Genomic DNA, 23,519 nt, shown 5'->3' with positions numbered 1-23,519 from the left:
GACGGCGCTCGGTGTGGCAGGGTTCCCTCCCTCATGGAGAGGAAGGGATGAGGGTGGTTTAGTACCCCATGTTTTTCTTCTTCTCTAACTCTTCTTTCGCCGTATCCGGCAGGTAAAGCGTCGATTTAGTGATGGTTAGCTTCTCAGGCTGGGTACCGTCTTTTTTGAATTTTTCCAGCGCGTCAAACGCCGGGCCGGCCATGTTTGGCGTCAGTTCCACGCTGGCGTTAGCTTCGCCGTCCATCATAGCTTTATAAATATCCGGTACGCCGTCGATTGAACCGGTGAGGATATCTTTGCCCGGTTTCAGACCCGCTTCTTTAATGGCCTGAATAGCACCGATGGCCATATCGTCGTTATGGGCGTAAACCATGCAGATGTTTTTGCCGTTGTTTTCCGCTTTGATAAAGCTCTCCATGACTTCTTTCCCTTTACTGCGGGTAAAGTCGCCGGACTGAGAGCGGATGATTTTAATATTCGACGCTTTAGAGATGGCTTCCGCGAACCCTTTTTTACGGTCGATAGCGACGCTGGCACCGACCGTGCCTTGCAGTTCGACGACATTACACGGCTTGCCCGCCACGGTTTTCACCAGCCAGTCACCGATCAGGCGGCCTTCCAGTACGTTGTCGGCAGTGACGGTGGTCATGTAGAGAGATTTATCTTTTACGTCGATAGAGCGGTCGAGCAGGATCACCGGGATCTCCGCGTCTTTCGCCTCTTTCAGCACCGGCTCCCAGCCCGTAGCAACGACTGGCGCGATAAAGATGGCGTCAACGCCCTGGGCGATGAAAGAACGGACGGCTTTGATTTGGTTTTCCTGCTTTTGCTGACCATCAGCAATCTTCAGGGTGATACCGCGTTTTTCAGCTTCGCTTTTCGCAACGCTGGTTTCAGCGGCGCGCCAGCCAGATTCAGAACCGACCTGAGAAAAACCAACGGTGAGGGGGGCGGCCATTGCCATAGACGACATGGCTGCCGAAACTGCTGTGACTAAAAGTAAGCGCTTCCACATAAGAGCGTCCTCGTAGGGTTATTGTTAGTAAAAAGTCACCTGCGCTTGAACTATAGACAAACGAGGATGTAACAAAATGAGTTACATCACACTTCAGAAAAAAGAACACTTCATTAACAAGGGCCTTTGGCGTAAGGGCCGGGAACGCGGGGCATAGCGGGATACAGCGACAGCGATAAAATTGAATAAATTTCAGCCAGTTATTACTCACAGCGCCCGCTTTTGTAAGCGGTTACACAAACTTATTCAGTAAGTAGCTGACTTTATGGATTTTCCTGTCATGAAAAGGACGTCAAAGCATGTTCTGAAAAAAGAGGAGCGAGAAAAAGAGGTCAAGACATTCCGTGCCAGTTGGCTATAATACCGGGCACTTGTTTGCCATACATTTTAAAGGAAACAGACATGAGCTTACTCAACGTCCCGGCCGGTAAAGATCTGCCGGAAGATATCTACGTTGTTATTGAGATCCCGGCGAACGCGGATCCGATCAAATACGAAGTCGACAAAGAAAGCGGCGCGCTGTTCGTTGACCGTTTCATGTCCACCGCGATGTTTTATCCGTGCAACTACGGTTACATCAACCACACCCTTTCTCTGGACGGTGACCCGGTAGACGTTCTGGTCCCGACCCCGTACCCGCTGGAACCTGGTTCAGTGATCCGCTGCCGTCCGGTTGGCGTGCTGAAAATGACCGACGAGTCTGGCGAAGATGCCAAACTGGTTGCGGTTCCGCACACCAAGCTGAGCAAAGAGTACGATCACATTAAAGATGTGAACGACCTGCCGGAACTGCTGAAAGCGCAGATCACCCACTTCTTCGAGCACTATAAAGATCTCGAAAAAGGCAAATGGGTTAAAGTCGACGGCTGGGACAACGCCGAAGCGGCGAAAGCAGAAATCGTGGCCTCTTTTGAGCGCGCGAAGAAGTAAGTTTTGTTTCGAATATTCAGCCCGGCCACAGCGCCGGGCTTTTTATTGCCCGCTCCACGGCCGCCCCAATGCGCTGCCCTGTACGCCATATTCGTTCAGGTACTTATCCAGCTCGACCATCCCCGTCCAGCGGTTTTCGCACCACAGCGGGGCCAGTAGCGTCGGACGACGGGCGCTGGCGGAGATACGATGGAAAATCACCTCCGGCGGCGTGTGGCGGATCATCTCGCCTGCGGTCACCGTGTAATCTTCCAGTGCAATGCCGTTCAGCCGGCCTGCTTCCCACGCTTTCGCCATGATGCTGCCTTTTACGATATGCAGGGGGTGAAGCTTGATACCGTCAACGCCGGTTTCAACCACTCGCTCCAGCGTTTGCAGGCATTCAGCCTGCCCTTCGCCTGGCAGGCCGACAATCAGATGCGCGCAGACATTGAGGCCACGTTCGCGCGCCAGGCGGGTGGTTTGTTGATAACAGGCGAAATCATGGCCGCGGTTAATACGATGCAGGGTTTTATCCTGCGCGCTCTGCAACCCCAGTTCCAGCCAGATTTCATAGCCCTGTTCTTTATAGTCGCTGAGCAGATCGAGCACCGCCTCCGGCACGCAGTCCGGGCGCGTGCCAACACATAGCCCAACGATACTGGCCTGACTCACCGCCTGCTGATACATCGATCGCAGCACCTGCACCTCGGCAAACGTGCTGGTATAAGCCTGAAAGTAAGCCAGATAGCGTTTGGCGCGATTCACCAGCATGCCCTGATGGGCGAGCTGCTCGGCAATCGAGCGGTACTGCTGCGCTTCGTCAGCAAATGAGGCAACATTACAGAAGGTGCAGCCGCCGCGCCCGATGGTGCCATCGCGATTCGGGCAGCTAAAACCGCCGTGCAGCGCCAGCTTATGAACTTTTTCGCCATAGCGACGCGCAAGATCGCCGCCAAACATATTGACTAATTTTTGTAACTGCATAATCTGATAGACCGCCCTGATGAATGGGGCCAAGCCTGCCACTTTTAGCCGCTGTCGGCGATGACCTGGATCAATCGCCCGGGACGGCTTTTATCTATTGAATAATCAGTCACAATTACCGCTATTTCATGCACGCATCCGGTAATGACTTTTGCTTATAGTCAGCAGAAATATTTCATTTATTACGTCAGCGTTTAAAAACAGTGCGATCGAGCGATGTCTTCCGACTTATGCAGCATAAAATGCTAACCTCACGCTAATAATAAGCAAATTAGATTTGCAGCGTGCTTCTCTGATAGTGAGACAGATCACACTCTTCCGCCCTCTGATATGGCGTTTAATGCCGATTTATAAACTTTATTTTTAAGTAATTTCAATGCATTAAGTCACGTTTAGCACATTTTTGCATAAATAAGAATGTCATTTGACCTGTGTACCAATTCCCGATAACTTGGAAATCCGCTGGAAGCTTTCTGGATGAGCCGCTGGCTCATCATATTTATGCAGTAATTGAGATTCCCTCTTAAGCAAGTCCTCAACACTTGTGTGACCTACGCGAAATGGATATTTAAAGAGGGCGAATGCGAGGCAGGTCAGCCCCGTCGCCATGCTCTTTCTGTGCCCGTGCGCCGCAGTCAGGAGGGTCTCCCGTAGAGCCTGGGGAGGTTCACTGATATGTTGTACGATAAATCCCTTGAGAAGGATAACTGTGGTTTCGGCCTGATCGCCCACATAGAAGGCGAACCTAGCCACAAGGTAGTGCGTACCGCCATACACGCGCTGGCCCGCATGCAGCACCGTGGCGCGATCCTCGCTGATGGTAAAACCGGCGACGGTTGCGGCCTGTTGCTGCAAAAACCCGACCGTTTCTTCCGCATCGTTGCCGAAGAGCGCGGCTGGCGTTTAGCCAAAAATTACGCCGTCGGGATGCTGTTCCTGAATAAAGATCCTGAACTGGCAAAAGCCGCGCGAGACATCGTTGAAGAAGAGCTTCAGCGTGAAACGCTGTCGATTGTTGGCTGGCGCGAAGTGCCGACCAATGAAGGCGTCCTTGGTGAAATCGCCCTCTCCTCTCTGCCGCGTATTGAGCAGATTTTTGTCAACGCGCCCGCGGGCTGGCGTCCGCGCGATATGGAACGCCGTCTGTTCATCGCCCGCCGCCGCATTGAAAAGCGTCTTCAGGAAGATAAAGACTTCTACGTTTGTAGTCTGTCTAACCTGGTGAACATCTATAAAGGTCTGTGTATGCCGGCGGATCTGCCGCGCTTCTACCTGGACCTCGCGGACCTGCGTCTGGAATCGGCCATTTGCCTGTTCCACCAGCGCTTCTCCACCAACACCGTACCGCGCTGGCCGCTGGCACAGCCGTTCCGCTACCTGGCGCACAACGGTGAAATTAACACCATTACCGGTAACCGCCAGTGGGCGCGCGCCCGTACCTATAAGTTCCAGACGCCGCTGATCCCGGATCTGCACGATGCTGCACCGTTCGTCAACGAGACCGGCTCTGACTCAAGCTCTATGGATAATATGCTTGAACTACTGCTGGCCGGCGGGATGGATATCGTGCGCGCCATGCGCCTGCTGGTACCACCCGCCTGGCAGAACAACCCGGATATGGATCCTGAGCTGCGTGCTTTCTTCGACTTTAACTCCATGCACATGGAGCCGTGGGACGGCCCGGCGGGAATCGTGATGTCTGATGGACGTTTCGCAGCCTGTAACCTCGACCGTAACGGTCTGCGTCCGGCACGCTATGTGATCACCAAAGATAAGCTGATCACCTGCGCCTCAGAAGTGGGCATCTGGGATTATCAGCCGGATGAAGTGGTCGAGAAAGGCCGCGTTGGTCCGGGCGAGTTGATGGTAATCGACACTCGCGGCGGGCGCATTCTGCACTCGGCGGAGACCGATGACGATCTGAAAAGCCGCCATCCGTATAAAGAGTGGATGGAGAAAAACGTCCGCCGTCTGGTGCCGTTTGAAGATTTGGCAGACGATCAGGTGGGTCAGCGTGAGATGGACGACGATCTGCTTGCCAGCTACCAGAAACAGTTTAACTACAGCAACGAAGAGCTGGATTCGGTGATTCGCGTGCTGGGTGAAAACGGTCAGGAAGCGGTCGGCTCAATGGGTGACGATACCCCGTTCGCCGTGCTCTCCAGCCAGCCGCGCATTATTTACGACTATTTCCGCCAGCAGTTCGCACAGGTGACTAACCCGCCGATCGATCCGCTGCGCGAAGCGCACGTGATGTCACTGTCGACCAGTATTGGCCGCGAGATGAACGTCTTCTGCGAAGCGGAAGGCCAGGCGCACCGTCTGAGTTTTAAATCGCCGATCCTGCTGTATTCCGATTTTAAACAGCTCACCACCATGACCGAGCATCACTACCGCGCGGACGTGCTGGATATCACCTTTGATGTGGCCGAAACCAGCCTCGAAACCACGGTGAAGGCGCTGTGCGATAAGGCCGAACAGATGGTCCGCGACGGCACCGTACTGCTGGTGCTTTCCGACCGTAACATTGCTAAAAACCGTCTGCCGGTACCGGCTCCGATGGCGGTAGGTGCGATCCAGACCCGTCTGGTTGAGAAGAGCCTGCGCTGCGACGCCAACATTATTGTTGAGACTGCCAGCGCCCGCGATCCGCATCACTTTGCGGTATTGCTGGGCTTTGGTGCGACGGCGATCTATCCGTACCTTGCCTACGAGACGCTGGCAAAGCTGGTTGACAGCAAAGCGATTGAAAAAGCGTACCGCACCGTGATGCTGAACTACCGCAACGGCATCAATAAAGGTCTGTATAAGATCATGTCCAAAATGGGCATCTCTACTATTGCCTCTTACCGCTGCTCGAAGCTGTTTGAAGCGGTTGGTTTGCATAAAGATGTCTCCAGCCTGTGCTTCCAGGGCGCAATCAGCCGTATCGGCGGTGCAGGTTTCAGCGACTTCCAGCAGGATTTACTGAACCTGTCGAAGCGTGCCTGGCTGGCGCGTAAGCCGCTGGAACAGGGCGGGCTGCTGAAATATGTCCACGGCGGCGAATATCACGCCTACAACCCGGACGTGGTGCGTACTCTGCAACAGGCGGTGCAAAGCGGCGAGTACAGCGATTATCAGCAGTACGCGAAGCTGGTTAATGAGCGTCCAGCGGCCACGCTGCGCGATCTGCTGGCGATTAACCCGAATGGCGAAGCGGTAAGCCTCGATGACGTTGAACCGGCGACGGACCTGTTTAAACGCTTTGATACGGCGGCGATGTCCATCGGCGCACTCAGCCCGGAGGCGCACGAAGCGCTGGCGGAAGCGATGAACAGCCTCGGCGGCAACTCCAACTCCGGCGAAGGTGGCGAAGATCCGGCGCGCTATGGCACCAATAAAGTGTCGCGCATCAAGCAGGTCGCCTCCGGTCGCTTTGGCGTGACTCCGGCGTATCTGGTCAACGCCGACGTTATTCAGATTAAAGTTGCTCAGGGCGCGAAGCCGGGCGAAGGCGGTCAGCTACCGGGCGATAAAGTCACCCCGTACATCGCCAAACTGCGCTACTCGGTGCCGGGCGTGACGCTGATCTCCCCGCCGCCGCACCACGATATCTACTCTATCGAGGATCTGGCACAGCTTATTTTCGACCTGAAACAGGTCAACCCGAAAGCGATGATCTCCGTGAAGCTGGTCTCCGAGCCGGGCGTGGGCACTATCGCGACTGGCGTGGCGAAAGCCTACGCGGATCTGATCACCATCGCCGGTTATGACGGCGGCACCGGTGCCAGTCCGCTCTCCTCGGTGAAATACGCCGGTTGTCCGTGGGAACTCGGTCTGGTGGAGACCCAGCAGGCGCTGGTCGCCAACGGTCTGCGACATAAAATTCGTCTCCAGGTGGACGGCGGCCTGAAAACCGGTCAGGACATTATTAAAGCGGCGATCCTCGGGGCGGAAAGCTTCGGCTTCGGCACAGGACCGATGGTGGCGCTGGGCTGTAAATACCTGCGTATTTGCCACCTGAACAACTGCGCGACCGGCGTGGCTACCCAGGATGAGAAGCTGCGTAAGAACCACTATCACGGTCTGCCGTTCAAAGTGACCAACTACTTTGAGTTCATCGCCCGCGAGACCCGCGAGCTGATGGCGCAGCTCGGCGTGAAGCGTCTGGTGGATCTGATTGGCCGTACCGACCTGCTGAAAGAGCTGGACGGATTCACCGCCAAACAGCAGAAACTTGACTTAAGCAAACTGCTGGAGACCGCTGAGCCGCATCCAGGTAAAGCGCTGTACTGCACCGAGCATAATCCACCGTTCGATAACGGCGTGCTGAACGCGCAGTTGCTGGCAAATGCAAAACCGTTTGTCGACGAGCGGCAGAGCAAAACGTTCTGGTTTGATATCCGCAACACCGACCGTTCGGTGGGCGCGCTGCTCTCCGGCTATATCGCACAGACGCACGGCGATCAGGGGCTGGCCTCTGACCCGATCAAAGCGCACTTTAGCGGCACCGCAGGCCAGAGCTTCGGCGTGTGGAACGCGGGCGGCGTGGAGCTGTATCTGACCGGCGATGCCAACGACTACGTGGGCAAAGGCATGGCGGGCGGTCTGCTGGCGGTACGTCCGCCGGTCGGTTCCTCCTTCCGCAGCCATGAAGCCAGCATCATCGGCAACACCTGTCTGTACGGGGCAACCGGTGGACGTCTGTATGCGGCAGGCCGCGCGGGCGAGCGTTTCGGGGTGCGTAACTCCGGGGCGATCACCGTGGTGGAAGGCATTGGCGACAACGGCTGTGAATACATGACCGGCGGCATCGTCTGTATTCTTGGCAAGACGGGCGTCAACTTTGGCGCAGGCATGACGGGCGGCTTTGCCTACGTGCTGGATGAAGATGGCGAATTCCGCAAACGCGTGAACCCGGAACTGGTGGAAGTGCTGAGCGTCGATGACCTCGCCATTCACGAGGAGCATCTGCGCGGTCTGATCACCGAGCATGTGCAGCATACCGGCTCTTCACGCGGCGAGGAGATCCTGGCGCACTGGTCAGCCTTCTCGACGAAATTCGCGCTGGTTAAACCGAAGTCCAGCGATGTTAAAGCACTGTTGGGTCACCGTAGTCGTAGCGCAGCAGAGCTGCGTGTGCAGGCGCAGTAAGGGGTCATTATGAGTCAGAATGTCTATCAATTTATCGACCTGCAACGCGTTGATCCGGCCAAGAAAGCGCTGAAGATCCGCAAAATTGAATTTGTTGAAATCTACGAGCCGTTTTCAGAAGGCCAGGCTAAGGCGCAGGCAGATCGCTGCCTGTCCTGCGGCAACCCCTATTGTGAGTGGAAATGCCCGGTGCATAACTACATCCCGAACTGGCTGAAGCTGGCCAACGAAGGACGTATTTTTGAAGCGGCCGAGCTGTCGCACCAGACTAACACCCTGCCGGAAGTCTGCGGTCGTGTTTGCCCGCAGGACCGCCTGTGTGAAGGGTCGTGTACGCTGAACGACGAGTTCGGCGCGGTCACCATCGGCAACATCGAACGCTATATCAATGATAAAGCGTTTGAGATGGGCTGGCGTCCGGACCTGACCGGCGTGAAGCAGACCGGCAAGCGGGTCGCGATTATCGGCGCGGGTCCGGCGGGCCTCGCCTGTGCCGACGTGCTGACCCGTAACGGCGTGAAGGCGGTGGTCTTTGACCGCCATCCGGAAATCGGCGGTCTGCTCACCTTCGGCATCCCGGCCTTCAAGCTGGAGAAAGAGGTGATGACCCGTCGCCGTGAAATCTTCACCGGCATGGGGATTGAGTTCAATCTTAATGTCGAAGTGGGCCGCGACGTCCAGCTTGACGATCTGCTGGCGGAGTACGATGCGGTATTCCTCGGCGTCGGCACCTATCAGTCGATGCGCGGCGGGCTGGAAAACGAAGACGCCGACGGCGTGTTCGACGCCCTGCCGTTCCTCATCGCCAACACCAGGCAGATCATGGGCTTCGGCGAGACCAGTGACGAGCCGTATGTCAGCATGGAAGGCAAACGCGTGGTGGTGCTCGGCGGTGGCGACACCGCGATGGACTGCGTGCGCACCTCCGTTCGCCAGGGCGCAACGCACGTCACCTGTGCCTATCGTCGTGACGAAGAGAACATGCCGGGTTCCCGCCGTGAAGTCAAAAACGCGCGTGAAGAAGGCGTCGAGTTCCAGTTCAATGTGCAGCCGCTGGGCGTGGAAGTGAATGCCAACGGTAAAGTGTGCGGCGTGAAGATGGTGCGCACTGAGATGGGTGAACCGGATGCGAAAGGCCGCCGTCGTGCGGAAATCGTCGCCGGTTCCGAGCACATTGTTCCGGCGGATGCGGTGGTGATGGCGTTTGGTTTCCGTCCACACAGCATGGAGTGGCTGGCAAAACACAGCGTCGAGCTGGATTCTCAGGGCCGTATCATCGCGCCGGAAGGCAGCGACAACGCCTTCCAGACCAGCAACCCGAAAATCTTCGCCGGTGGTGACATCGTGCGCGGATCGGATCTGGTGGTGACGGCGATTGCCGAAGGCCGCAAGGCGGCGGACGGAATTTTGAACTTTATGGAAGTGTAAGTACCCCCTCCTGACGCCGCCATCATTTGAATAAGCCGGGTGATGGCGGCGCTAAAAAGGGTATGCGCCGTTTTGCCGAGTGGCGGCTTCGCCTTACCCAGCCTATGAAAACCTACAATATCAGCAAGTTACATCATAAACGTAGGCCCGGTAAGCGCAGCGCCACCGGGCAAAATTCCACGGAATAACGTTTGTCAGCAGTCTGAAATTCTCCAGACAGTGTCTGGTGAATTTGAACCTCAGGTTGGTGGCAAACCTGTTTTGCTCATGTATGCGCCGTTTTGCCGGGTGGCGGCTTCGCCTTACCCAGCCTGCGAAAGCTATAAAGCTGCGCTATCCGATACCATCTCGCTACGTTGTCAGGACTGTAATACGCTGGCGCGGACCTTAATCACCACCTTCTTAATGTCTGCCGATGCGTTCACAACGCAGCCCGGTTTATGCGGCTCGCCCGGCATAAAAATCGCAAACATTCCCGGCTTTAGCGCGATGGCCTGCTCATCGGCAATCTGGCTGCAAAGCTGATAATCCTCTGCAACATGCATCTCTTCGCACTCGCGGGCAGAATCGGTCATGCCGAAGAGAATGCGCTCTTCCCCCGCCAACAGTAGCTGAATATCAATGTACTGCTGATGCAGCTCCGCTTTCTTTTGCTCCGGCGGCTGCGTGACAAACTGCATCACATTCATAAAGATATTCTCGCCCTGTAGCTCATAGCGCCCCGGCGCTTTCTCCTGCGGCCTTGCGGCAACGGCCAGCGTGAGCGCATTCAGCAGTAGCGGATGCAACCCGGCTGATGAGAGCGAACGTAGATCACCTGTCATCATATTTTTTTCTCCTGAGCCAACAGCACAGCTCCCAGTAAACCGGCGTCATGACGGTAATGTGCCGCCAGTAACGGCACGCGGTAAGCCGCTGGTTCTTGTGCAAGGTCGTTTTCCACTAACGCCAGATAACCGTCTGCCAGCCCGACGCTACCGCCAATAACGACGCACTGGCAGTCGGTCGTCGCCTTCACATCGGCGATAAGCTTTGCCAGGGTACTGGCTGAACGATGGATCAAGCGAATCGCCTGCGCATTCCCCAACCCGGCACGATTAAAAATGGTTTTCGCGTCATATCCGGCAAGCTCGCCTTCGGCAGCGGCCGCTATTCCCCGTCCGGAGGCAATGGCTTCCACGCAGCCGCGACGCCCACAGCCACACATCGGCCCGTTTGGATCGGCTAGGGTATGTCCGAGATGCCCGGCCAGCCCACCGGTGCCGGTAAGAAGCCTGCCGTTGCTCACCACACCGCCGCCCACCCCCGTTGAAACGGTGAGGAAGACCATATCGCGATACACCCTCTGTAACGCGTGATATTCCGCCCACGCGGCGGCTTGTGCATCGTTGACCGCCATCGTCGGCAGGCCGGTTATCGTTGCTACCGTTTCCGTCAGCGGGAAATGCAATAAGCCGCCGAGGTTATGCGGATTGATCGCCCGCAGCGCGCCGTCGCGGATGATCCCGGTTGAGGCAATCGCCACGCGCTGCGCTGCGGAAACAAGCGGGGCGACCAGCGTCTGAAGCGCCGTTTGCAGCGCGTCGGCGGTTTTACTGGCAGGCGTGGGTAATTCACGCCGTTGGTGAAGATTCAGCGCTTCATCCACCAGCGCGGCGGCCAGTTTCGTGCCGCCAATATCAATCGCCAGCGTGGTCATAACACCGCCTTTTGTAGCGCCGTGTTGTACCACGGGCAGATATCAGCAACGATTTCGGGTTTATCCATCGGCCTATTAAGTATCGGCTGGCAGGAGACGATCAGGCCGCCAGATCCCGCAATCCTGTTATTCAGTTTTTCAAGTACAGTCATCATGACATCCCCGGCGAAATGCCCGGCACGCGCCGGGCTTCCTGGTTAGCTCTTACTTTTCATTAATCCGTTTTTGTTGCCGCCAAACGGCACCGCGCCGCTAAACGGCTTACCGTCGATCGCATCATGCGTGCGCAGCGCTTCCGGGCGGATCCAGCGCTGGACGCGCGTTGGCATGTCGAGGCCGATCAGCAGGATCACTACGAAGGTGAGGCCAAAGGAGAGCGAACCGAGTGCGGTGCCCAGATCCAATCGTTGCGCGATCAGCGCCCCGAGGATCGGAGCCAGCGCGCCGCCCAGCGCCCCTACGTTGTAGGTAAACCCCAGCCCTGCCGCACGTTGATCCGTTTCGAAATAGCCGCCGATCAGTTTCGGTAAGATCCCCGAGATCCCCTGCCCCAGCATCTGCTGGAAGAAGAGTAATAAGCCAAGCACCCAGACGTTTGTGCCGCCAATCGCAAAAACCGGAATGATCAGCAGCTGCGAGGCCAGCAGACTACAGACATAGGCTTTGCGGGTGCCCAGCCAGTCGCCGAGAAAACCCCCCACGCAGCAGCCTACCGCCGCGCCGAAGCCGCTGAAGAACAGCACGTTGGCGACCGTATGCGGGTTATAGGCCAGTTCGGTTTTCAGATAAGTCGGCAGCAGCGCCTGAATTGGCCACGAGTAGAGAAAGGCAAACAGCACCACCACCATCAGCATGACGCCGGTCGGCCAGCGTTTGCCGCTGCTCTGCACCATAAAGCTGATGAAGATGATGGCGCACACCAGGCCCAGCAGTGCCACCAACCCGGCGATACGCGCTTCGCCAGCGAAGCAGTACCACAGCGACGCGCCCGCGACGCAGGTCATAAGGATGTTTATCACCCGATGCTGGCCGCGATAGAGAATATCGACCATCGTGCGTACCGGCGCTTTACCTTCGTGTTTCGCTTTCCAGTCTTCGGCCTCCGGGATGTTTTTACGCAGCCAGAGCGCAAAAACGATGGGGATAATGCCGATGAAAAAGAGCGCGCGCCAGCCCCAGACCGGCACCACCAGGCTATAGACCTGTGCGGCAACCACCGCGCCGACGGAGAAGCCGGAAATCAGGAAGCCGCTGGCTTTATTGCGCAGCTGTTTCGGCCAGCTTTCAATGACATAGGTAGCACTGGAGCCGTATTCCCCGGCCATCCCCATACCGATCACCAGGCGGGCGATAAACAGCGAGGTGTAACCCGGCGCAAAGCCGCAGGCGAGCGTGCCCATGGAAAAAAGAATGATGCTGGTGACCATCGCCAGGCGACGGCCATAGCGGTCGCCCAGCGCGCCGAGCATCAGGCCGCCAAACCAGCGAGAGATAAAGGCGGCGGAAATCAGGCTGGCCGCCTGAACCGTAGTCAAACCGAATTCACCCTGTACTTCGGTCAACACCAGGGCAATCAAGACAAAATCAAAACCATCAAGCAGATACCCCAACCAGGCGGCGGAAAATGCCCGCCACTGCGCCCGGTTGAGATGGCGATACCACGGGATATTCTGGGCTGTAGTACTCATGGTGAGACTCCCGCGGTGGGCTGTGCCCACACGCTTTGGTATGAATATGATAGAGATGCCTTAACGGATACAGGCCAGCGACGCGTTAACGCCGTCCGGCCAATACTTATCCGCGCTCCTGCATCAGCAGCTGCGCCAGGGTTTTCAGTTCCGGCAGATATTTCTCTTCTACCGGTGCGAACGGTTTGCGGCACAGCGGGACAGAGACCACATCCATGTAATGCAGCACCGTCTTCAGCCCGCGGAAGACGCCTACTTTGATCAACAGGTCGATCACTTTGTTACACTCGCGCTGCAACTGCTGCGCCTTCGCAATATCGCCCTCTTTCAGCGCCTGCACGATCCCCTGGTAGCGCCAGCCCATAATGTTATAGGTGCTGCCGATGCCGCCGTCCGCACCGGCCAGCAGGCCAGACGCGAAGATTTCGTCGTAACCGTTGTAAAGCACCAGATCCGGATGCGCGCGGCGGATCTGTTCCATCTGAAAAAGATCGCCCGAGGTTTGCTTCAGTGCGCCGACACCCGGCAGAGTGACCAGCGTGTTGATCTGATCCAGCGTCAGTTTTACCCCACTGAGCGCCGGAATGTTGTAGACCACCATCGGTAATCCATCAGCGGAGTCGATAATTGCACGATAGTGTTCGCAGTGCTCATCAAAGCTGAACGGGTAGTAGAACGGCGTGACCGCCGAGACGGCATCAAAGCCATAGCGTTTTGCGGCAGACGCCAGTTGCTGACTCTCCGCCGTACTGACGCAGCCCACGTGAGCAATCAGGGTGATTTCGCCTTTCCCCTCTTCCGCCACTATTTCAAGCACTTCTTCGCGCTCTGCCAGGCTCTGGACAAAGGCTTCCCCGGTAGAGCCGCCCACGTAAAGCCCGTCAATGCCCTGCTCAATGTTGAACCGTACCAGGCGGCGCAGACTGGCTTTATCTATCTGCTGCTGGGCATCGAAAGGGGTGAGAAGGGCGGACATCACGCCCCGTAAATGGTTAGCCATACATACCTCGTAGTGATGTTTTGTTGGATTAACTATGTACCTTTATACCTGTTATACCAGATCACTTTTGCGGCAGCGTAATACTGAAAGCTTATTGTGCGATCAACTTCACTAAATCGATCGCAATTAGCCGATCATTGACGGGATTTTTTGGCCTTGCCGAAGGCGTGCCAGGTCGCAGAGACGCTATTGAGGTGAGCTTGCAGCGCACGATCCGCGTCGTCCGGATCGCGGGCGCGGATGGCATCGACAATGGCAATATGCTGTTGATAGCTAACGCTGTTGTGCTCGTGGAGCTCTTGATCCGCCACTTTCGGGCGAGCCGCTATCAGCCAGTCGAGCAGCGCGACGTGGATCGCCATAAAGATTGGATTTCCGGGGATCTCCGCCAGCACGCGATGGAAGTCGACGTCGGAGCGAATAAACTGCGCGTTGTTGTCCAGCGACTGGCTGTTAATTTCCAGCGCTTTACTCAGCAGCGCGATTTGTTCATCGGTGGCATGTTCGGCGGCGTAGCGCACCAGGCTCGATTCAAAGAACAGGCGCAGCTGTTCGAAGTGGGCGATACCGCCGGGGTGTGAGAGGAAATCTTTCGCCATGCCGGAAAGCTCGCCAATGATGGTGTCCGCTGAAGGGCGGGAAACGCGCGCGCGTTCACCGTTGCTTATTTGCACCAGCCCTTTGCGCTTAAGCGCCGCCAGCGCTTCGCGCACCGAGGGGCGGCCAACGTTAAAGAAGGCCATCAGCTCGCGTTCGGAAGGCAGCTGCTCGCCTTCGCCAAACTCGCGACGGCGGATCATCTGCTCCAGCTCCTCTTCCACCATTTCAGAGAGTTTTTTGCGCGCCAGCGGGCGGCGAAAGCTACGGCCGATGAGGGTTGTCTGTTCTTCGCCTGATGTCTTCATAAACGCCGGGTTACCATGAGTATCAATCAGATGCTTCATCATAACACAGGATTTTTCGCCATGGGCAACGCGGCCCCGCAAGGGGTTGATGACAAACCTGTTATGCTATTTTATGCGACGTTTTGCCGGCTGGCGGACGGGATGTTGAACTTTATGAAAGTGTAATCCCCTCAGGCTCCCTGACAACGATCATATGGCGAGCGAGTACGAAGTGCAGTTGCCCGATGAAAAATTACTGGCAGACGAACTCATTCGATCGCAGATAGCGCTGAAGGAACAGAAACGCTGAAGCCCGAATGTTCCTGAGTTGAATGAGACAGAGAAAAGCCCTCTCCCCGCCAGGAGAGAGGGTTTAAAACGGTGTTACTTCACGACGCGTAGTGCCGGACGGCCACCGCGCGGCGGCGGATCGTCATCGGGATCGTTGTCATCCTGATGGTCGGGCTTGTCGCCGTCAATGACGGACATCACCGTTTCATTTTCAACCTCAGACTCGCCGTCATCATTCTGACTGACAACGTCTTCGTCGTAGGCGGTTTCCGGCTCGAACATGGTGCCTGCGCCGTTTTCACGGGCATAGACCGCCAGCACCGCAGCCAGCGGCACGGAGACCTGACGAGGTACGCCGCCAAAGCGCGCGTTGAAACGCACTTCGTCGTTCGCCAGTTCCAGATTACCGACCGCACGCGGCGCGATATTCAACACAATTTGCCCGTCGCGCGCATATTCCATTGGGACATGCACGCCGGGTAGCGTCACATCCACTACCAGGTGCGGCGTGAGCTGGTTATCCAGCAGCCATTCATAGAATGCGCGCAGCAGATAAGGACGGCGTGGGGTTAATTGTGACAAATCCATGCTGTTTAGCCCCGGCCAAGGCGTATTTCACGCTCGGCTTCAGTCAGAGAAGCGAGGAAAGAGTCACGTTCGAAGACGCGAGTCATGTAGCCTTTCAGCTCTTTCGCACCCGCGCCGCTGAATTCAATCCCCAGCAGCGGCAGACGCCACAGCAGAGGTGCCAGGTAGCAATCTACCAGGCTGAACTCATCGCTCAGGAAGTAAGGCTTCTGACCAAATACAGGCGCAATAGCCTGCAACTCTTCGCGCAATTGTTTACGCGCGGCGTCTGCTTCGGAAGAAGAACCGTTAACGATGACGTTCATCAGCGTGTACCAGTCCTTTTCAATACGTTGCATGTAAAGACGGCTTTCACCACGCGCGACCGGATAAACCGGCATCAGCGGCGGATGCGGAAAACGCTCATCAAGATATTCCATGATGATACGAGATTCCCACAGGGTCAGCTCACGATCCACCAGCGTCGGAACACTCTGATTCGGGTTGAGGTCAATCAGATCCTGAGGCGGGTTGTCCTTCTCCACGTGCTCGATTTCGAAGCTAACACCTTTTTCAGCCAGCACGATGCGGACCTGATGGCTATAGATGTCAGTAGGACCAGAAAACAGCGTCATTACCGAACGTTTGTTGGCAGCGACAGCCATGAAAACCTCCAGGTATATTCAGAATTTTTACTGCTGCCAGCCACAACGTGACTGACCAGATGTTTACGCCTCATTTCCGTTGAACGACATTCCTGTTCAGTTAGTAAACAAAAAATGAACAATCCCCGGTATTTGGGCAGAAAATTGGATGATAGTTTACCAGATTTTGACGCCTTTGTGGTGAGGGGATTCTGGAAATGTGGAAAAAGAGGCCCGATAACGGTCATGAATGTGGATAAACGTCGTTTAGTCCATAAAAAAACCCGCCGAAGCGGGTTTTTTCGCCAATGGTTGTCTGCCTGAGCAGAAACCCATTAACGTTTGGAGAACTGAGGACGACGACGTGCTTTACGCAGGCCGACTTTCTTACGTTCAACCTGACGAGCGTCACGAGTAACGAAGCCTGCTTTACGCAGTTCGCCACGCAGGGACTCGTCGTACTCCATCAGAGCGCGGGTGATACCGTGACGGATCGCACCAGCCTGACCAGAGATACCACCACCTTTAACGGTGATGTACAGATCCAGTTTCTCAACCATGTCGACCAGTTCCAGCGGCTGACGAACTACCATGCGGGCAGTTTCACGACCGAAGTACTGTTCCAGAGAACGTTGGTTGATAACGATTTTGCCGTTGCCCGGTTTGATGAACACGCGAGCTGCGGAGCTTTTGCGGCGACCAGTGCCGTAGTATTGATTTTCAGCCATTGCCTATAATCCCGATTAGATGTCAAGAACTTGCGGTTGCTGTGCCGCGTGGTTGTGCTCGTTACCTGCGTAAACTTTCAGTTTACGGAACATAGCACGACCCAGTGGGCCTTTTGGCAACATGCCTTTAACCGCGATCTCAATCACACGCTCAGGACGGCGAGCAATCATCTCTTCAAAGGTCGCTTGTTTGATACCACCGATGTGGCCAGTGTGGTGATAGTACACTTTGTCAGAACGCTTGTTGCCGGTAACAGCAACTTTGTCAGCGTTCAGAACGATGATGTAATCACCGGTATCAACGTGCGGAGTGTATTCCGCTTTGTGCTTACCGCGCAGACGAAGCGCCAGTTCGGAAGCCAGACGGCCCAGAGTTTTACCGGTCGCGTCAACAACATACCAGTCGCGTTTTACGGTTTCTGGTTTAGCTGTAAAAGTTTTCATTAAAAGCTTACCCAAATAAATTAGTTACACGTTGGTGAACACCCAAACGCTTCAAAACACATGAGGCTCACACGACATTGTCCAGTAAACCTACCCCCTCGGATATGTTTAAACCGGCACACAACGTTCTGGGAAAAAAACGTTGTTGTAACGTGGGGTCGCAGGATTATAGAGAAGTCAGGGTCAAAGATCGACCCCTTTTTGTGATTTGAAGCAGGGTTTTTGCGCACAACAGACGGCCTGTTGCGCCTTACGGCATATGTTCAAGCCGTAAATACTCTTCGCTCTGCATCTCCTGCAGGCGCGACAGGCAGCGGCGGAATTCGAACTGTAGCGCGTTCCCCTGATAGATCTCGTCCAACGAACGTTCGGCGCTGACCACCAGCTTCACATGCCGCTCGTAGAACTCATCGACCAGCGCAATAAAGCGTCGGGCTTCGCTCTCCATCAGCGGCGTCATCACCGGTACATCAAATAGCAGCACGGTGTGGAACAGGCGTGAGAGCGCGATGTAGTCATGCTGGCTGCGGGCATCCACGCACAAGGTGGTAAACGATGCCGCCAGCGTCTGATTTTCAACGCCCAGCGTCGGGAACGGGCGATGGTTAATTTCAAGCTCCGGCGCACGCTCGCGTTTAGCGCCCGCCAGTGCCAGCCAGAGACGGTCCATTTGATGTTGTGTATCGGCATTCAGCGGCGACAGCCATAAGTGCGCCTGAGTCAGCGTGCGCAGGCGATAATCAATACCCGCATCGACATTCATGATATCACAATGGGTTTTGATCGCCTCAATCGCAGGCAAAAAGCGCGCGCGCTGTAAGCCGTTGCGATACAGCTCGTCCGGCGGAATATTAGAGGTGGCGACCAGCGTAATGCCGCGGGCGAACAATGCTTTCATCAGCCCGCCCAGCAACATCGCGTCGGTAATATCCGAGACAAAGAATTCATCAAAGCACAACACATCGGTTTCGGCCTTAAAGCGGTCGGCAACAATCTCCAGCGGATCGCTCTCGCCCTGCAAAGCCGTTAGCTCTTCATGCACGCGCAGCATAAAGCGGTGAAAATGCAGACGCTGTTTACGCGCGCCGGGCAAGCTCTGGTAAAAGAGATCCATCAGCCAGGTTTTGCCACGTCCAACGCCGCCCCACATATAAAGGCCGCGTGCGGGGGGAGCGGTGACGATTTCCTGCTTACTGAGCAATTTGCCAATTTTCGCAAATAACCCGCCGTTTTGCCTGACTGGCTCAGGCTGCATTGCCAGTTGCTGATAGATTGCATCCAGGCGCTCCACAGCCTCCCGCTGGACGTCGTCGGGTTGGTGAGTGCCCTCACGCAGGGCCTGTTGATAACGCGATGTCGGTGAAGTGCTTTGCATGGCTTATTATTATCCCTTGTAAATCAGAGTGCCACTGTTCACGGTTGGCGAAAAAAAGGCCGTTCTACACTACGCGATGTGCGGCCGGGATTCCACTTCTGAGGATTTAGCGGTTATAGTGGCATAATCGGGCACGGGCATGGAGCCTCGCGGCCAACACCCTACGGAATCACACACAACGGGAGATGTACATGACCTGGGAATATGCGCTAATTGGTTTAGTTGTCGGTATCATCATCGGTGCCGTTGCCATGCGTTTTGGTAATCGTAAATTACGTCAACAGCAGGCTTTGCAGTACGAACTGGAAAAGAACAAAGCAGAGCTGGAGGAGTATCGTGAGGAGCTGGTGAGCCACTTTGCCCACAGTGCCGAACTGCTGGATAACATGGCTGATGATTATCGTAAGATTTATCAGCATATGGCAAAAAGCTCCAGCAACCTTCTGCCGGGCATGGCGGCGGAAAATAATCCTTTCCGCAACCGTCTGGCTGAATCGGAAGCCAGTAACGATCAGGCTCCGGTGCAGATGCCGCGCGACTACTCAGAAGGCGCATCTGGCCTGCTGCGTAACGGCGTGAAGCGCGATTAATCAGATTGATGGCAAACCGTCCGTGGACCGCCGGGTTGGGCCTCCCTCCGGGAACCCAATCCCGACGTTTCCCCTGACAGTCCCCTTTTCTTCCCGGGCGCACGCGCTGCGCCCGCTTCAACTATTCTTATCCCAGCTATTATTTAATCATTATCGCATTGTGACCCGGCCACATTTTCAATAACATCAAACTGTTTTGGGATGGTCTTCTTTCACTTCAGGTATGAGAGCCAGCATCAATGAAGAAACAAACCCTGCTGTTGAGTGCGTTAGCGTTGAGTGTCGGGTTATCTCTTTCGGCACCCTTTACGGCTGCTGCGGCGCTGCCGTCGCAGGTTCCTGGTCAGGCGGCGCTGCCGAGTCTGGCCCCCATGCTGGAAAAAGTTCTGCCTGCGGTGGTCAGCGTTCAGGTTGAAGGCACCGCCGTACAGGGGGCAAAAGTACCGGAAGAGTTGAAAAAATTCTTCGGCGACGTCGCCCCGGATCAACAGCCGCAGCCGTTTGAAGGGCTGGGTTCCGGCGTGATTATCGACGCGGCGAAAGGTTACATTCTCACTAACAATCATGTGATTAATCAGGCGCAGAAGATCAGCGTTCAGCTCAACGATGGCCGCGAATTTGACGCGAAACTGATTGGCAGCGACGATCAGAGCGATATCGCGCTGTTGCAAATCCAGAACGCCACCAATCTGACTCAGATTGCGATTGCCGATTCCGACAAACTGCGCGTCGGTGACTTTGCGGTTGCGGTCGGCAACCCGTTTGGCCTTGGGCAAACGGCGACCTCCGGGATCGTCTCGGCGCTGGGGCGCAGCGGTCTGAACCTGGAAGGGCTGGAAAACTTTATCCAGACGGATGCTTCCATCAACCGCGGGAACTCCGGCGGCGCGCTGCTGAATCTTAACGGCGAGCTGATCGGCATCAATACCGCGATCCTCGCGCCAGGCGGCGGCAGCGTCGGTATCGGCTTTGCCATCCCGAGTAATATGGCGCGCACGCTCGCTCAGCAGCTGATTCAGTTTGGTGAAATCAAACGCGGCCTGTTGGGCATTAAAGGAATGGAGATGTCATCGGATATCGCCAAAGCCTTTAATCTGAACGTCACCCGTGGCGCGTTTGTCAGCGAAGTGCTGCGTAATTCCGGCTCGGCGAAAGCAGGCGTTAAATCCGGCGACGTCATCGTCAGCCTGAACGGTAAGCCACTGAACAGCTTTGCCGAGCTGCGCTCGCGTATCGCCACGACCGAGCCAGGCAGCAAAGTTAAGCTGGGCCTGCTGCGCGACGGCAAACCGCTTGATGTGGAAGTGACACTCGATAAGAGCACCTCCTCTTCCGCCAGCGCGGAGATGATTGCACCGGCGCTTCAGGGTGCCAAACTCAGCGACGGCCAGTTGAAGGACGGCTCGAAAGGCATCACGGTGGATGAGGTCGAGAAAGACAGCGCCGCAGCCCAGGCCGGTCTGCATAAAGGCGATGTGATCACCGGGCTTAATCGCGAACGCATTCACTCTATCGCCGAAATGCGTAAAGCGCTGGAAACGAAGCCGTCTATCATCGCACTGAATATCGTGCGCGGTAATGAGAGCATCTATTTGCTTCTGCGTTGATTAATGGCGGTTCCGGACGTCACCTGACGTGTGATGTCCGGATAAGTCGTGCTATGCTGCGACGGTTTACTTATCAATGATATCCGCATCATGCTTGTGAAGCTTTTACGCTCGATTGCTATCGGTTTAATTGTCGGCGGCCTGTTACTGGCTGCCATGCCCTCTTTACGCCAGTGGAACGTCAATTCCACCCCGCACTATGACAGCGCCGACGAGTCGCCCGTCAGCTACAACCAGGCTGTTCGCCGCGCCGCGCCTGCGGTGGTGAACGTCTATAACCGCGGGATGAACAGTTCCAGCCATAATCAACTGGAGATCCGCACGCTGGGTTCCGGGGTGATTATGGATGAACGTGGCTATATAGTGACCAACAAGCACGTGATTAACGATGCGGATCAGATTATCGTTGCGCTGCAGGACGGGCGCGTTTTTGAGGCGTTGCTGGTCGGTTCGGATAGCCTGACCGATCTGGCGGTGCTGAAAATTAACGCCACCGGTGGCCTGCCGGTGATCCCAATTAACCGTAAGCGCATACCGCACATCGGTGACGTGGTGCTGGCGATTGGCAACCCCTATAATCTCGGGCAGACCATCACCCAGGGCATTATCAGCGCCACCGGGCGCATCGGCCTGAATCCCTCGGGGCGGCAAAACTTCCTGCAAACCGACGCCTCCATTAACCACGGTAACTCCGGCGGTGCGCTGATTAACTCGCTCGGCGAGCTGATGGGGATTAACACCCTTTCCTTTGATAAGAGCAACGACGGCGAGACGCCGGAAGGCATTGGCTTTGCCATTCCTTTCCAGCTGGCAACCAAAATTATGGACAAGCTGATCCGTGATGGCCGGGTGATCCGCGGCTATATCGGCATCGGTGGGCGTGAAATTGCGCCGCTCCACGCTCAGGGCGCGGGGATCGATCAGATTCAGGGGATTGTGGTTAACGAAGTGTCGCCGGGCGGCCCGGCAGCGGAAGCGGGCATCCAGGTCAACGATGTGATTGTGTCGGTGAATAATAAACCGGCAGTCTCCGCGCTGGAGACAATGGACCAGGTGGCAGAAATCCGGCCGGGTTCGGTGATCCCGGTGGAAGTCATGCGCGAGGATAAGAAGCTGAAGCTGAACGTGACAATTCAGGAATACCCGGCAACCGAGTAGCCGCGTTTTGCCGGGTGGCGGCTGCGCCTTACCCGGCCTACGTTTTATCTATCAATTACTTACATGAAATTCGTAGGCCCGGTAAGCGCAGCGCCACCGGGCATCGCATTACCGGGTCGTCACACAACTTACTTATTGACGAACTCTTCGCCCAGCTGAATATCTTTCTTCAGCGTTTCCAGCATACCTTCCAGCGCCTGTTGCTCAAACGCGCTCAGCTCGCCGTAGGATTGACGCTCTTCGATACCGTTTTTACCCAGCAACAGCGGCTGTGAGAAGAAACGCGCGTGCTTGCCGTCACCCTCAACATAAGCGCACTCAACCACACCCTGCTCGCCCTGGAGCGCGCGCACCAGCGACAAACCAAAGCGTGCCGCCGCCTGCCCCATCGAGAGCGTTGCGGAACCGCCACCGGCTTTGGCTTCCACTACTTCCGTACCTGCGTTCTGAATACGTTTGGTGAGATCGGCAGTTTCCTGGCTGGTGAAGCTCACACCTGGGATCTGCGAAAGCAGCGGCAGAATGGTCACGCCGGAGTGTCCGCCGATAACCGGTACTTCGACTTCCGTCGGTTTCTTGCCTTTCAGTTCCGCGACAAAGGTGTTTGAGCGGATGATATCCAGCGTCGTGACGCCAAACAGCTTGTTCTTATCGTAGACGCCCGCTTTTTTCAGCACTTCCGCCGCAATGGCGACCGTGGTGTTAACCGGGTTAGTGATAATACCGATACAGGCTTTCGGGCAAGCTTTGGTGATTTGCAGCACCAGATTCTTGACGATGCCAGCGTTAACGTTAAACAGATCGGAACGATCCATACCCGGTTTACGCGCCACGCCTGCCGAAATTAGTACAACGTCAGCACCTTCCAGTGCCGGAGTCGCGTCTTCGCCGCAGAAACCTTTAATCTTAACGTCGGTAGGGATGTGGCTAAGATCAACAGCGACGCCAGGAGTGACTGGCGCGATATCATACAGGGAGAGTTCTGAGCCTGAAGGCAGTTGGGTTTTCAGTAGTAGGGCAAGCGCCTGGCCGATACCGCCCGCAGCGCCGAGGACTGCAACTTTCATCCTAAACTCCTTATTATGGTTAATATAATTGACCGTTACTCCATTGCAGTGACAGTAGTTAACGGAACCTGCAAATACAAATGCCTTACGCCTGGAATGCGTCATCACACGCATTATTGCAGTCGAAAAAAGCACGATATGCTTTGCTTATGAAGGCCGTAGTCACTTTCGATAGCGTATCAACACGCGGTTACATTACACCGTGGAGGGCAACCAAAACAACATCAATTTGATAACAATTATTTTACTTTTAAGCCGATCCCTTTCTTGTGATTCAGACGTGTTTCTTAATAACGAAATTT

Annotated in this window: 19 protein-coding genes and 2 pseudogenes; 7 read left to right on the top strand and 14 right to left on the bottom strand. The window is 55.7% G+C overall.

What is annotated here, in order from left to right; translation table 11 throughout:
* Positions 1–58: 58 nt before the first annotated feature.
* Positions 59–1,015 (bottom strand): galactofuranose ABC transporter substrate-binding protein YtfQ, encoded by a 957-nt coding sequence (gene ytfQ / locus ACMGGS_RS09460; RefSeq protein ID WP_194208032.1) that lies wholly within the window; start codon positions 1,013–1,015, stop codon positions 59–61.
* Between the two features lie 402 nt (positions 1,016–1,417).
* Here ytfQ and ppa point away from each other — a divergent pair, with 402 nt between their 5' ends.
* Entirely contained in the window at positions 1,418–1,945 is a 528-nt protein-coding gene (gene ppa, locus ACMGGS_RS09455; RefSeq protein ID WP_103675641.1) for an inorganic diphosphatase, read from the top strand.
* A 42-nt stretch (positions 1,946–1,987) separates the two neighbouring features.
* On the opposite strand, the gene ACMGGS_RS09450 is transcribed toward ppa, so the two are convergent.
* Positions 1,988–2,911 carry a TIGR01212 family radical SAM protein gene (locus ACMGGS_RS09450; RefSeq protein WP_176920422.1) on the bottom strand — a complete coding sequence of 308 codons (924 nt, stop codon included), beginning with the start codon at positions 2,909–2,911 and terminating at the stop codon, positions 1,988–1,990.
* 675 nt (positions 2,912–3,586) lie between these two features.
* Here ACMGGS_RS09450 and gltB point away from each other — a divergent pair.
* Together gltB and gltD are read left to right on the top strand one after the other, a co-directional pair.
* Entirely contained in the window at positions 3,587–8,047 is a 4,461-nt protein-coding gene (gene gltB, locus ACMGGS_RS09445) for a glutamate synthase large subunit (protein ID WP_414165866.1), read from the top strand.
* A gap of 9 nt (positions 8,048–8,056) precedes the next feature.
* Complete coding sequence (gene gltD / locus ACMGGS_RS09440) at positions 8,057–9,475, top strand: glutamate synthase subunit GltD (protein WP_414165865.1); 1,419 nt, start codon at positions 8,057–8,059, stop codon at positions 9,473–9,475.
* A 359-nt stretch (positions 9,476–9,834) separates the two neighbouring features.
* On the opposite strand, the gene nanQ is transcribed toward gltD, so the two are convergent.
* From nanQ to nanR, 6 genes and pseudogenes are all read right to left on the bottom strand, one after another.
* Positions 9,835–10,302 carry an N-acetylneuraminate anomerase gene (gene nanQ / locus ACMGGS_RS09435; RefSeq protein ID WP_414165864.1) on the bottom strand — a complete coding sequence of 156 codons (468 nt, stop codon included), beginning with the start codon at positions 10,300–10,302 and terminating at the stop codon, positions 9,835–9,837.
* A complete protein-coding gene (gene nanK, locus ACMGGS_RS09430) occupies positions 10,299–11,174 on the bottom strand; it encodes an N-acetylmannosamine kinase (RefSeq protein ID WP_414165863.1) in 876 nt (291 codons plus the stop codon). The genes nanQ and nanK overlap by 4 nt, the downstream gene beginning before the upstream one ends.
* Before the next feature lie 44 nt (positions 11,175–11,218).
* A pseudogene (locus ACMGGS_RS09425) lies at positions 11,219–11,326 on the bottom strand (N-acetylmannosamine-6-phosphate 2-epimerase); the annotation flags it as partial.
* A 45-nt stretch (positions 11,327–11,371) separates the two neighbouring features.
* Positions 11,372–12,862, bottom strand: a complete 1,491-nt coding sequence (locus ACMGGS_RS09420) for an MFS transporter (protein WP_414165862.1) — start codon at positions 12,860–12,862, stop codon at positions 11,372–11,374.
* Between the two features lie 106 nt (positions 12,863–12,968).
* Positions 12,969–13,862: an N-acetylneuraminate lyase gene (gene nanA, locus ACMGGS_RS09415; protein ID WP_414165861.1), complete on the bottom strand. Its 894-nt coding sequence runs from the start codon at positions 13,860–13,862 to the stop codon at positions 12,969–12,971.
* 134 nt (positions 13,863–13,996) lie between these two features.
* Positions 13,997–14,767, bottom strand: coding sequence for a transcriptional regulator NanR (gene nanR, locus ACMGGS_RS09410; protein ID WP_414166235.1), 771 nt, complete (start codon positions 14,765–14,767; stop codon positions 13,997–13,999).
* A 184-nt stretch (positions 14,768–14,951) separates the two neighbouring features.
* Between nanR and ACMGGS_RS09405 the strand changes: the two are divergent.
* A pseudogene (locus tag ACMGGS_RS09405) lies at positions 14,952–15,056 on the top strand (nuclease); the annotation flags it as partial.
* Between the two features lie 74 nt (positions 15,057–15,130).
* Here ACMGGS_RS09405 and sspB read toward each other — a convergent pair.
* From sspB to zapE, 5 genes are all read right to left on the bottom strand, one after another.
* Positions 15,131–15,625, bottom strand: a complete 495-nt coding sequence (sspB, locus tag ACMGGS_RS09400) for a ClpXP protease specificity-enhancing factor (RefSeq protein ID WP_176920408.1) — start codon at positions 15,623–15,625, stop codon at positions 15,131–15,133.
* Positions 15,626–15,630: 5 nt separating this feature from the next.
* A complete protein-coding gene (gene sspA / locus ACMGGS_RS09395; protein WP_176920407.1) occupies positions 15,631–16,269 on the bottom strand; it encodes a stringent starvation protein SspA in 639 nt (212 codons plus the stop codon).
* A gap of 314 nt (positions 16,270–16,583) precedes the next feature.
* Positions 16,584–16,976 (bottom strand): 30S ribosomal protein S9, encoded by a 393-nt coding sequence (gene rpsI / locus ACMGGS_RS09390; protein ID WP_000829815.1) that lies wholly within the window; start codon positions 16,974–16,976, stop codon positions 16,584–16,586.
* A gap of 15 nt (positions 16,977–16,991) precedes the next feature.
* Positions 16,992–17,420: a 50S ribosomal protein L13 gene (gene rplM / locus ACMGGS_RS09385; RefSeq protein WP_103675632.1), complete on the bottom strand. Its 429-nt coding sequence runs from the start codon at positions 17,418–17,420 to the stop codon at positions 16,992–16,994.
* Positions 17,421–17,670: 250 nt separating this feature from the next.
* Positions 17,671–18,795, bottom strand: coding sequence for a cell division protein ZapE (gene zapE, locus ACMGGS_RS09380; RefSeq protein WP_414165860.1), 1,125 nt, complete (start codon positions 18,793–18,795; stop codon positions 17,671–17,673).
* 191 nt (positions 18,796–18,986) lie between these two features.
* Between zapE and zapG the strand changes: the two genes are divergently transcribed.
* From zapG to degS, 3 genes are all read left to right on the top strand, one after another.
* Positions 18,987–19,385, top strand: coding sequence for a Z-ring associated protein ZapG (gene zapG / locus ACMGGS_RS09375; protein WP_414165859.1), 399 nt, complete (start codon positions 18,987–18,989; stop codon positions 19,383–19,385).
* A gap of 239 nt (positions 19,386–19,624) precedes the next feature.
* Positions 19,625–20,992, top strand: a complete 1,368-nt coding sequence (gene degQ / locus ACMGGS_RS09370; RefSeq protein WP_414165858.1) for a serine endoprotease DegQ — start codon at positions 19,625–19,627, stop codon at positions 20,990–20,992.
* A gap of 90 nt (positions 20,993–21,082) precedes the next feature.
* Complete coding sequence (degS, locus tag ACMGGS_RS09365) at positions 21,083–22,150, top strand: outer membrane-stress sensor serine endopeptidase DegS (RefSeq protein WP_176920403.1); 1,068 nt, start codon at positions 21,083–21,085, stop codon at positions 22,148–22,150.
* Positions 22,151–22,278: 128 nt separating this feature from the next.
* Here the strand turns inward: degS and mdh are convergent, their stop codons facing one another.
* On the bottom strand, positions 22,279–23,217 hold the full coding sequence (gene mdh, locus ACMGGS_RS09360) for a malate dehydrogenase (RefSeq protein WP_414165857.1): 939 nt from the start codon (positions 23,215–23,217) through the stop codon (positions 22,279–22,281).
* Positions 23,218–23,519: the final 302 nt, after the last annotated feature.

The sequence above is a fragment of the Superficieibacter sp. BNK-5 genome (assembly GCF_047456055.1).
GTDB lineage: Bacteria > Pseudomonadota > Gammaproteobacteria > Enterobacterales > Enterobacteriaceae > Superficieibacter.
This window is presented reverse-complemented; position numbering and strand designations above follow the sequence as displayed.

Bases quoted from the DNA above. Each gene is read 5' to 3' on its own strand.
- ytfQ (WP_194208032.1), bottom strand. From the start codon at position 1,015: ATGTGGAAGCGCTTACTTTTAGTCACAGCAGTTTCGGCAGCCATGTCG.
- ppa (WP_103675641.1), top strand. From the start codon at position 1,418: ATGAGCTTACTCAACGTCCCGGCCGGTAAAGATCTGCCGGAAGATATC.
- ACMGGS_RS09450 (WP_176920422.1), bottom strand. From the start codon at position 2,911: ATGCAGTTACAAAAATTAGTCAATATGTTTGGCGGCGATCTTGCGCGT.
- gltB (WP_414165866.1), top strand. From the start codon at position 3,587: ATGTTGTACGATAAATCCCTTGAGAAGGATAACTGTGGTTTCGGCCTG.
- gltD (WP_414165865.1), top strand. From the start codon at position 8,057: ATGAGTCAGAATGTCTATCAATTTATCGACCTGCAACGCGTTGATCCG.
- nanQ (WP_414165864.1), bottom strand. From the start codon at position 10,302: ATGATGACAGGTGATCTACGTTCGCTCTCATCAGCCGGGTTGCATCCG.
- nanK (WP_414165863.1), bottom strand. From the start codon at position 11,174: ATGACCACGCTGGCGATTGATATTGGCGGCACGAAACTGGCCGCCGCG.
- ACMGGS_RS09420 (WP_414165862.1), bottom strand. From the start codon at position 12,862: ATGAGTACTACAGCCCAGAATATCCCGTGGTATCGCCATCTCAACCGG.
- nanA (WP_414165861.1), bottom strand. From the start codon at position 13,862: ATGGCTAACCATTTACGGGGCGTGATGTCCGCCCTTCTCACCCCTTTC.
- nanR (WP_414166235.1), bottom strand. From the start codon at position 14,767: ATGAAGACATCAGGCGAAGAACAGACAACCCTCATCGGCCGTAGCTTT.
- sspB (WP_176920408.1), bottom strand. From the start codon at position 15,625: ATGGATTTGTCACAATTAACCCCACGCCGTCCTTATCTGCTGCGCGCA.
- sspA (WP_176920407.1), bottom strand. From the start codon at position 16,269: ATGGCTGTCGCTGCCAACAAACGTTCGGTAATGACGCTGTTTTCTGGT.
- rpsI (WP_000829815.1), bottom strand. From the start codon at position 16,976: ATGGCTGAAAATCAATACTACGGCACTGGTCGCCGCAAAAGCTCCGCA.
- rplM (WP_103675632.1), bottom strand. From the start codon at position 17,420: ATGAAAACTTTTACAGCTAAACCAGAAACCGTAAAACGCGACTGGTAT.
- zapE (WP_414165860.1), bottom strand. From the start codon at position 18,795: ATGCAAAGCACTTCACCGACATCGCGTTATCAACAGGCCCTGCGTGAG.
- zapG (WP_414165859.1), top strand. From the start codon at position 18,987: ATGACCTGGGAATATGCGCTAATTGGTTTAGTTGTCGGTATCATCATC.
- degQ (WP_414165858.1), top strand. From the start codon at position 19,625: ATGAAGAAACAAACCCTGCTGTTGAGTGCGTTAGCGTTGAGTGTCGGG.
- degS (WP_176920403.1), top strand. From the start codon at position 21,083: ATGCTTGTGAAGCTTTTACGCTCGATTGCTATCGGTTTAATTGTCGGC.
- mdh (WP_414165857.1), bottom strand. From the start codon at position 23,217: ATGAAAGTTGCAGTCCTCGGCGCTGCGGGCGGTATCGGCCAGGCGCTT.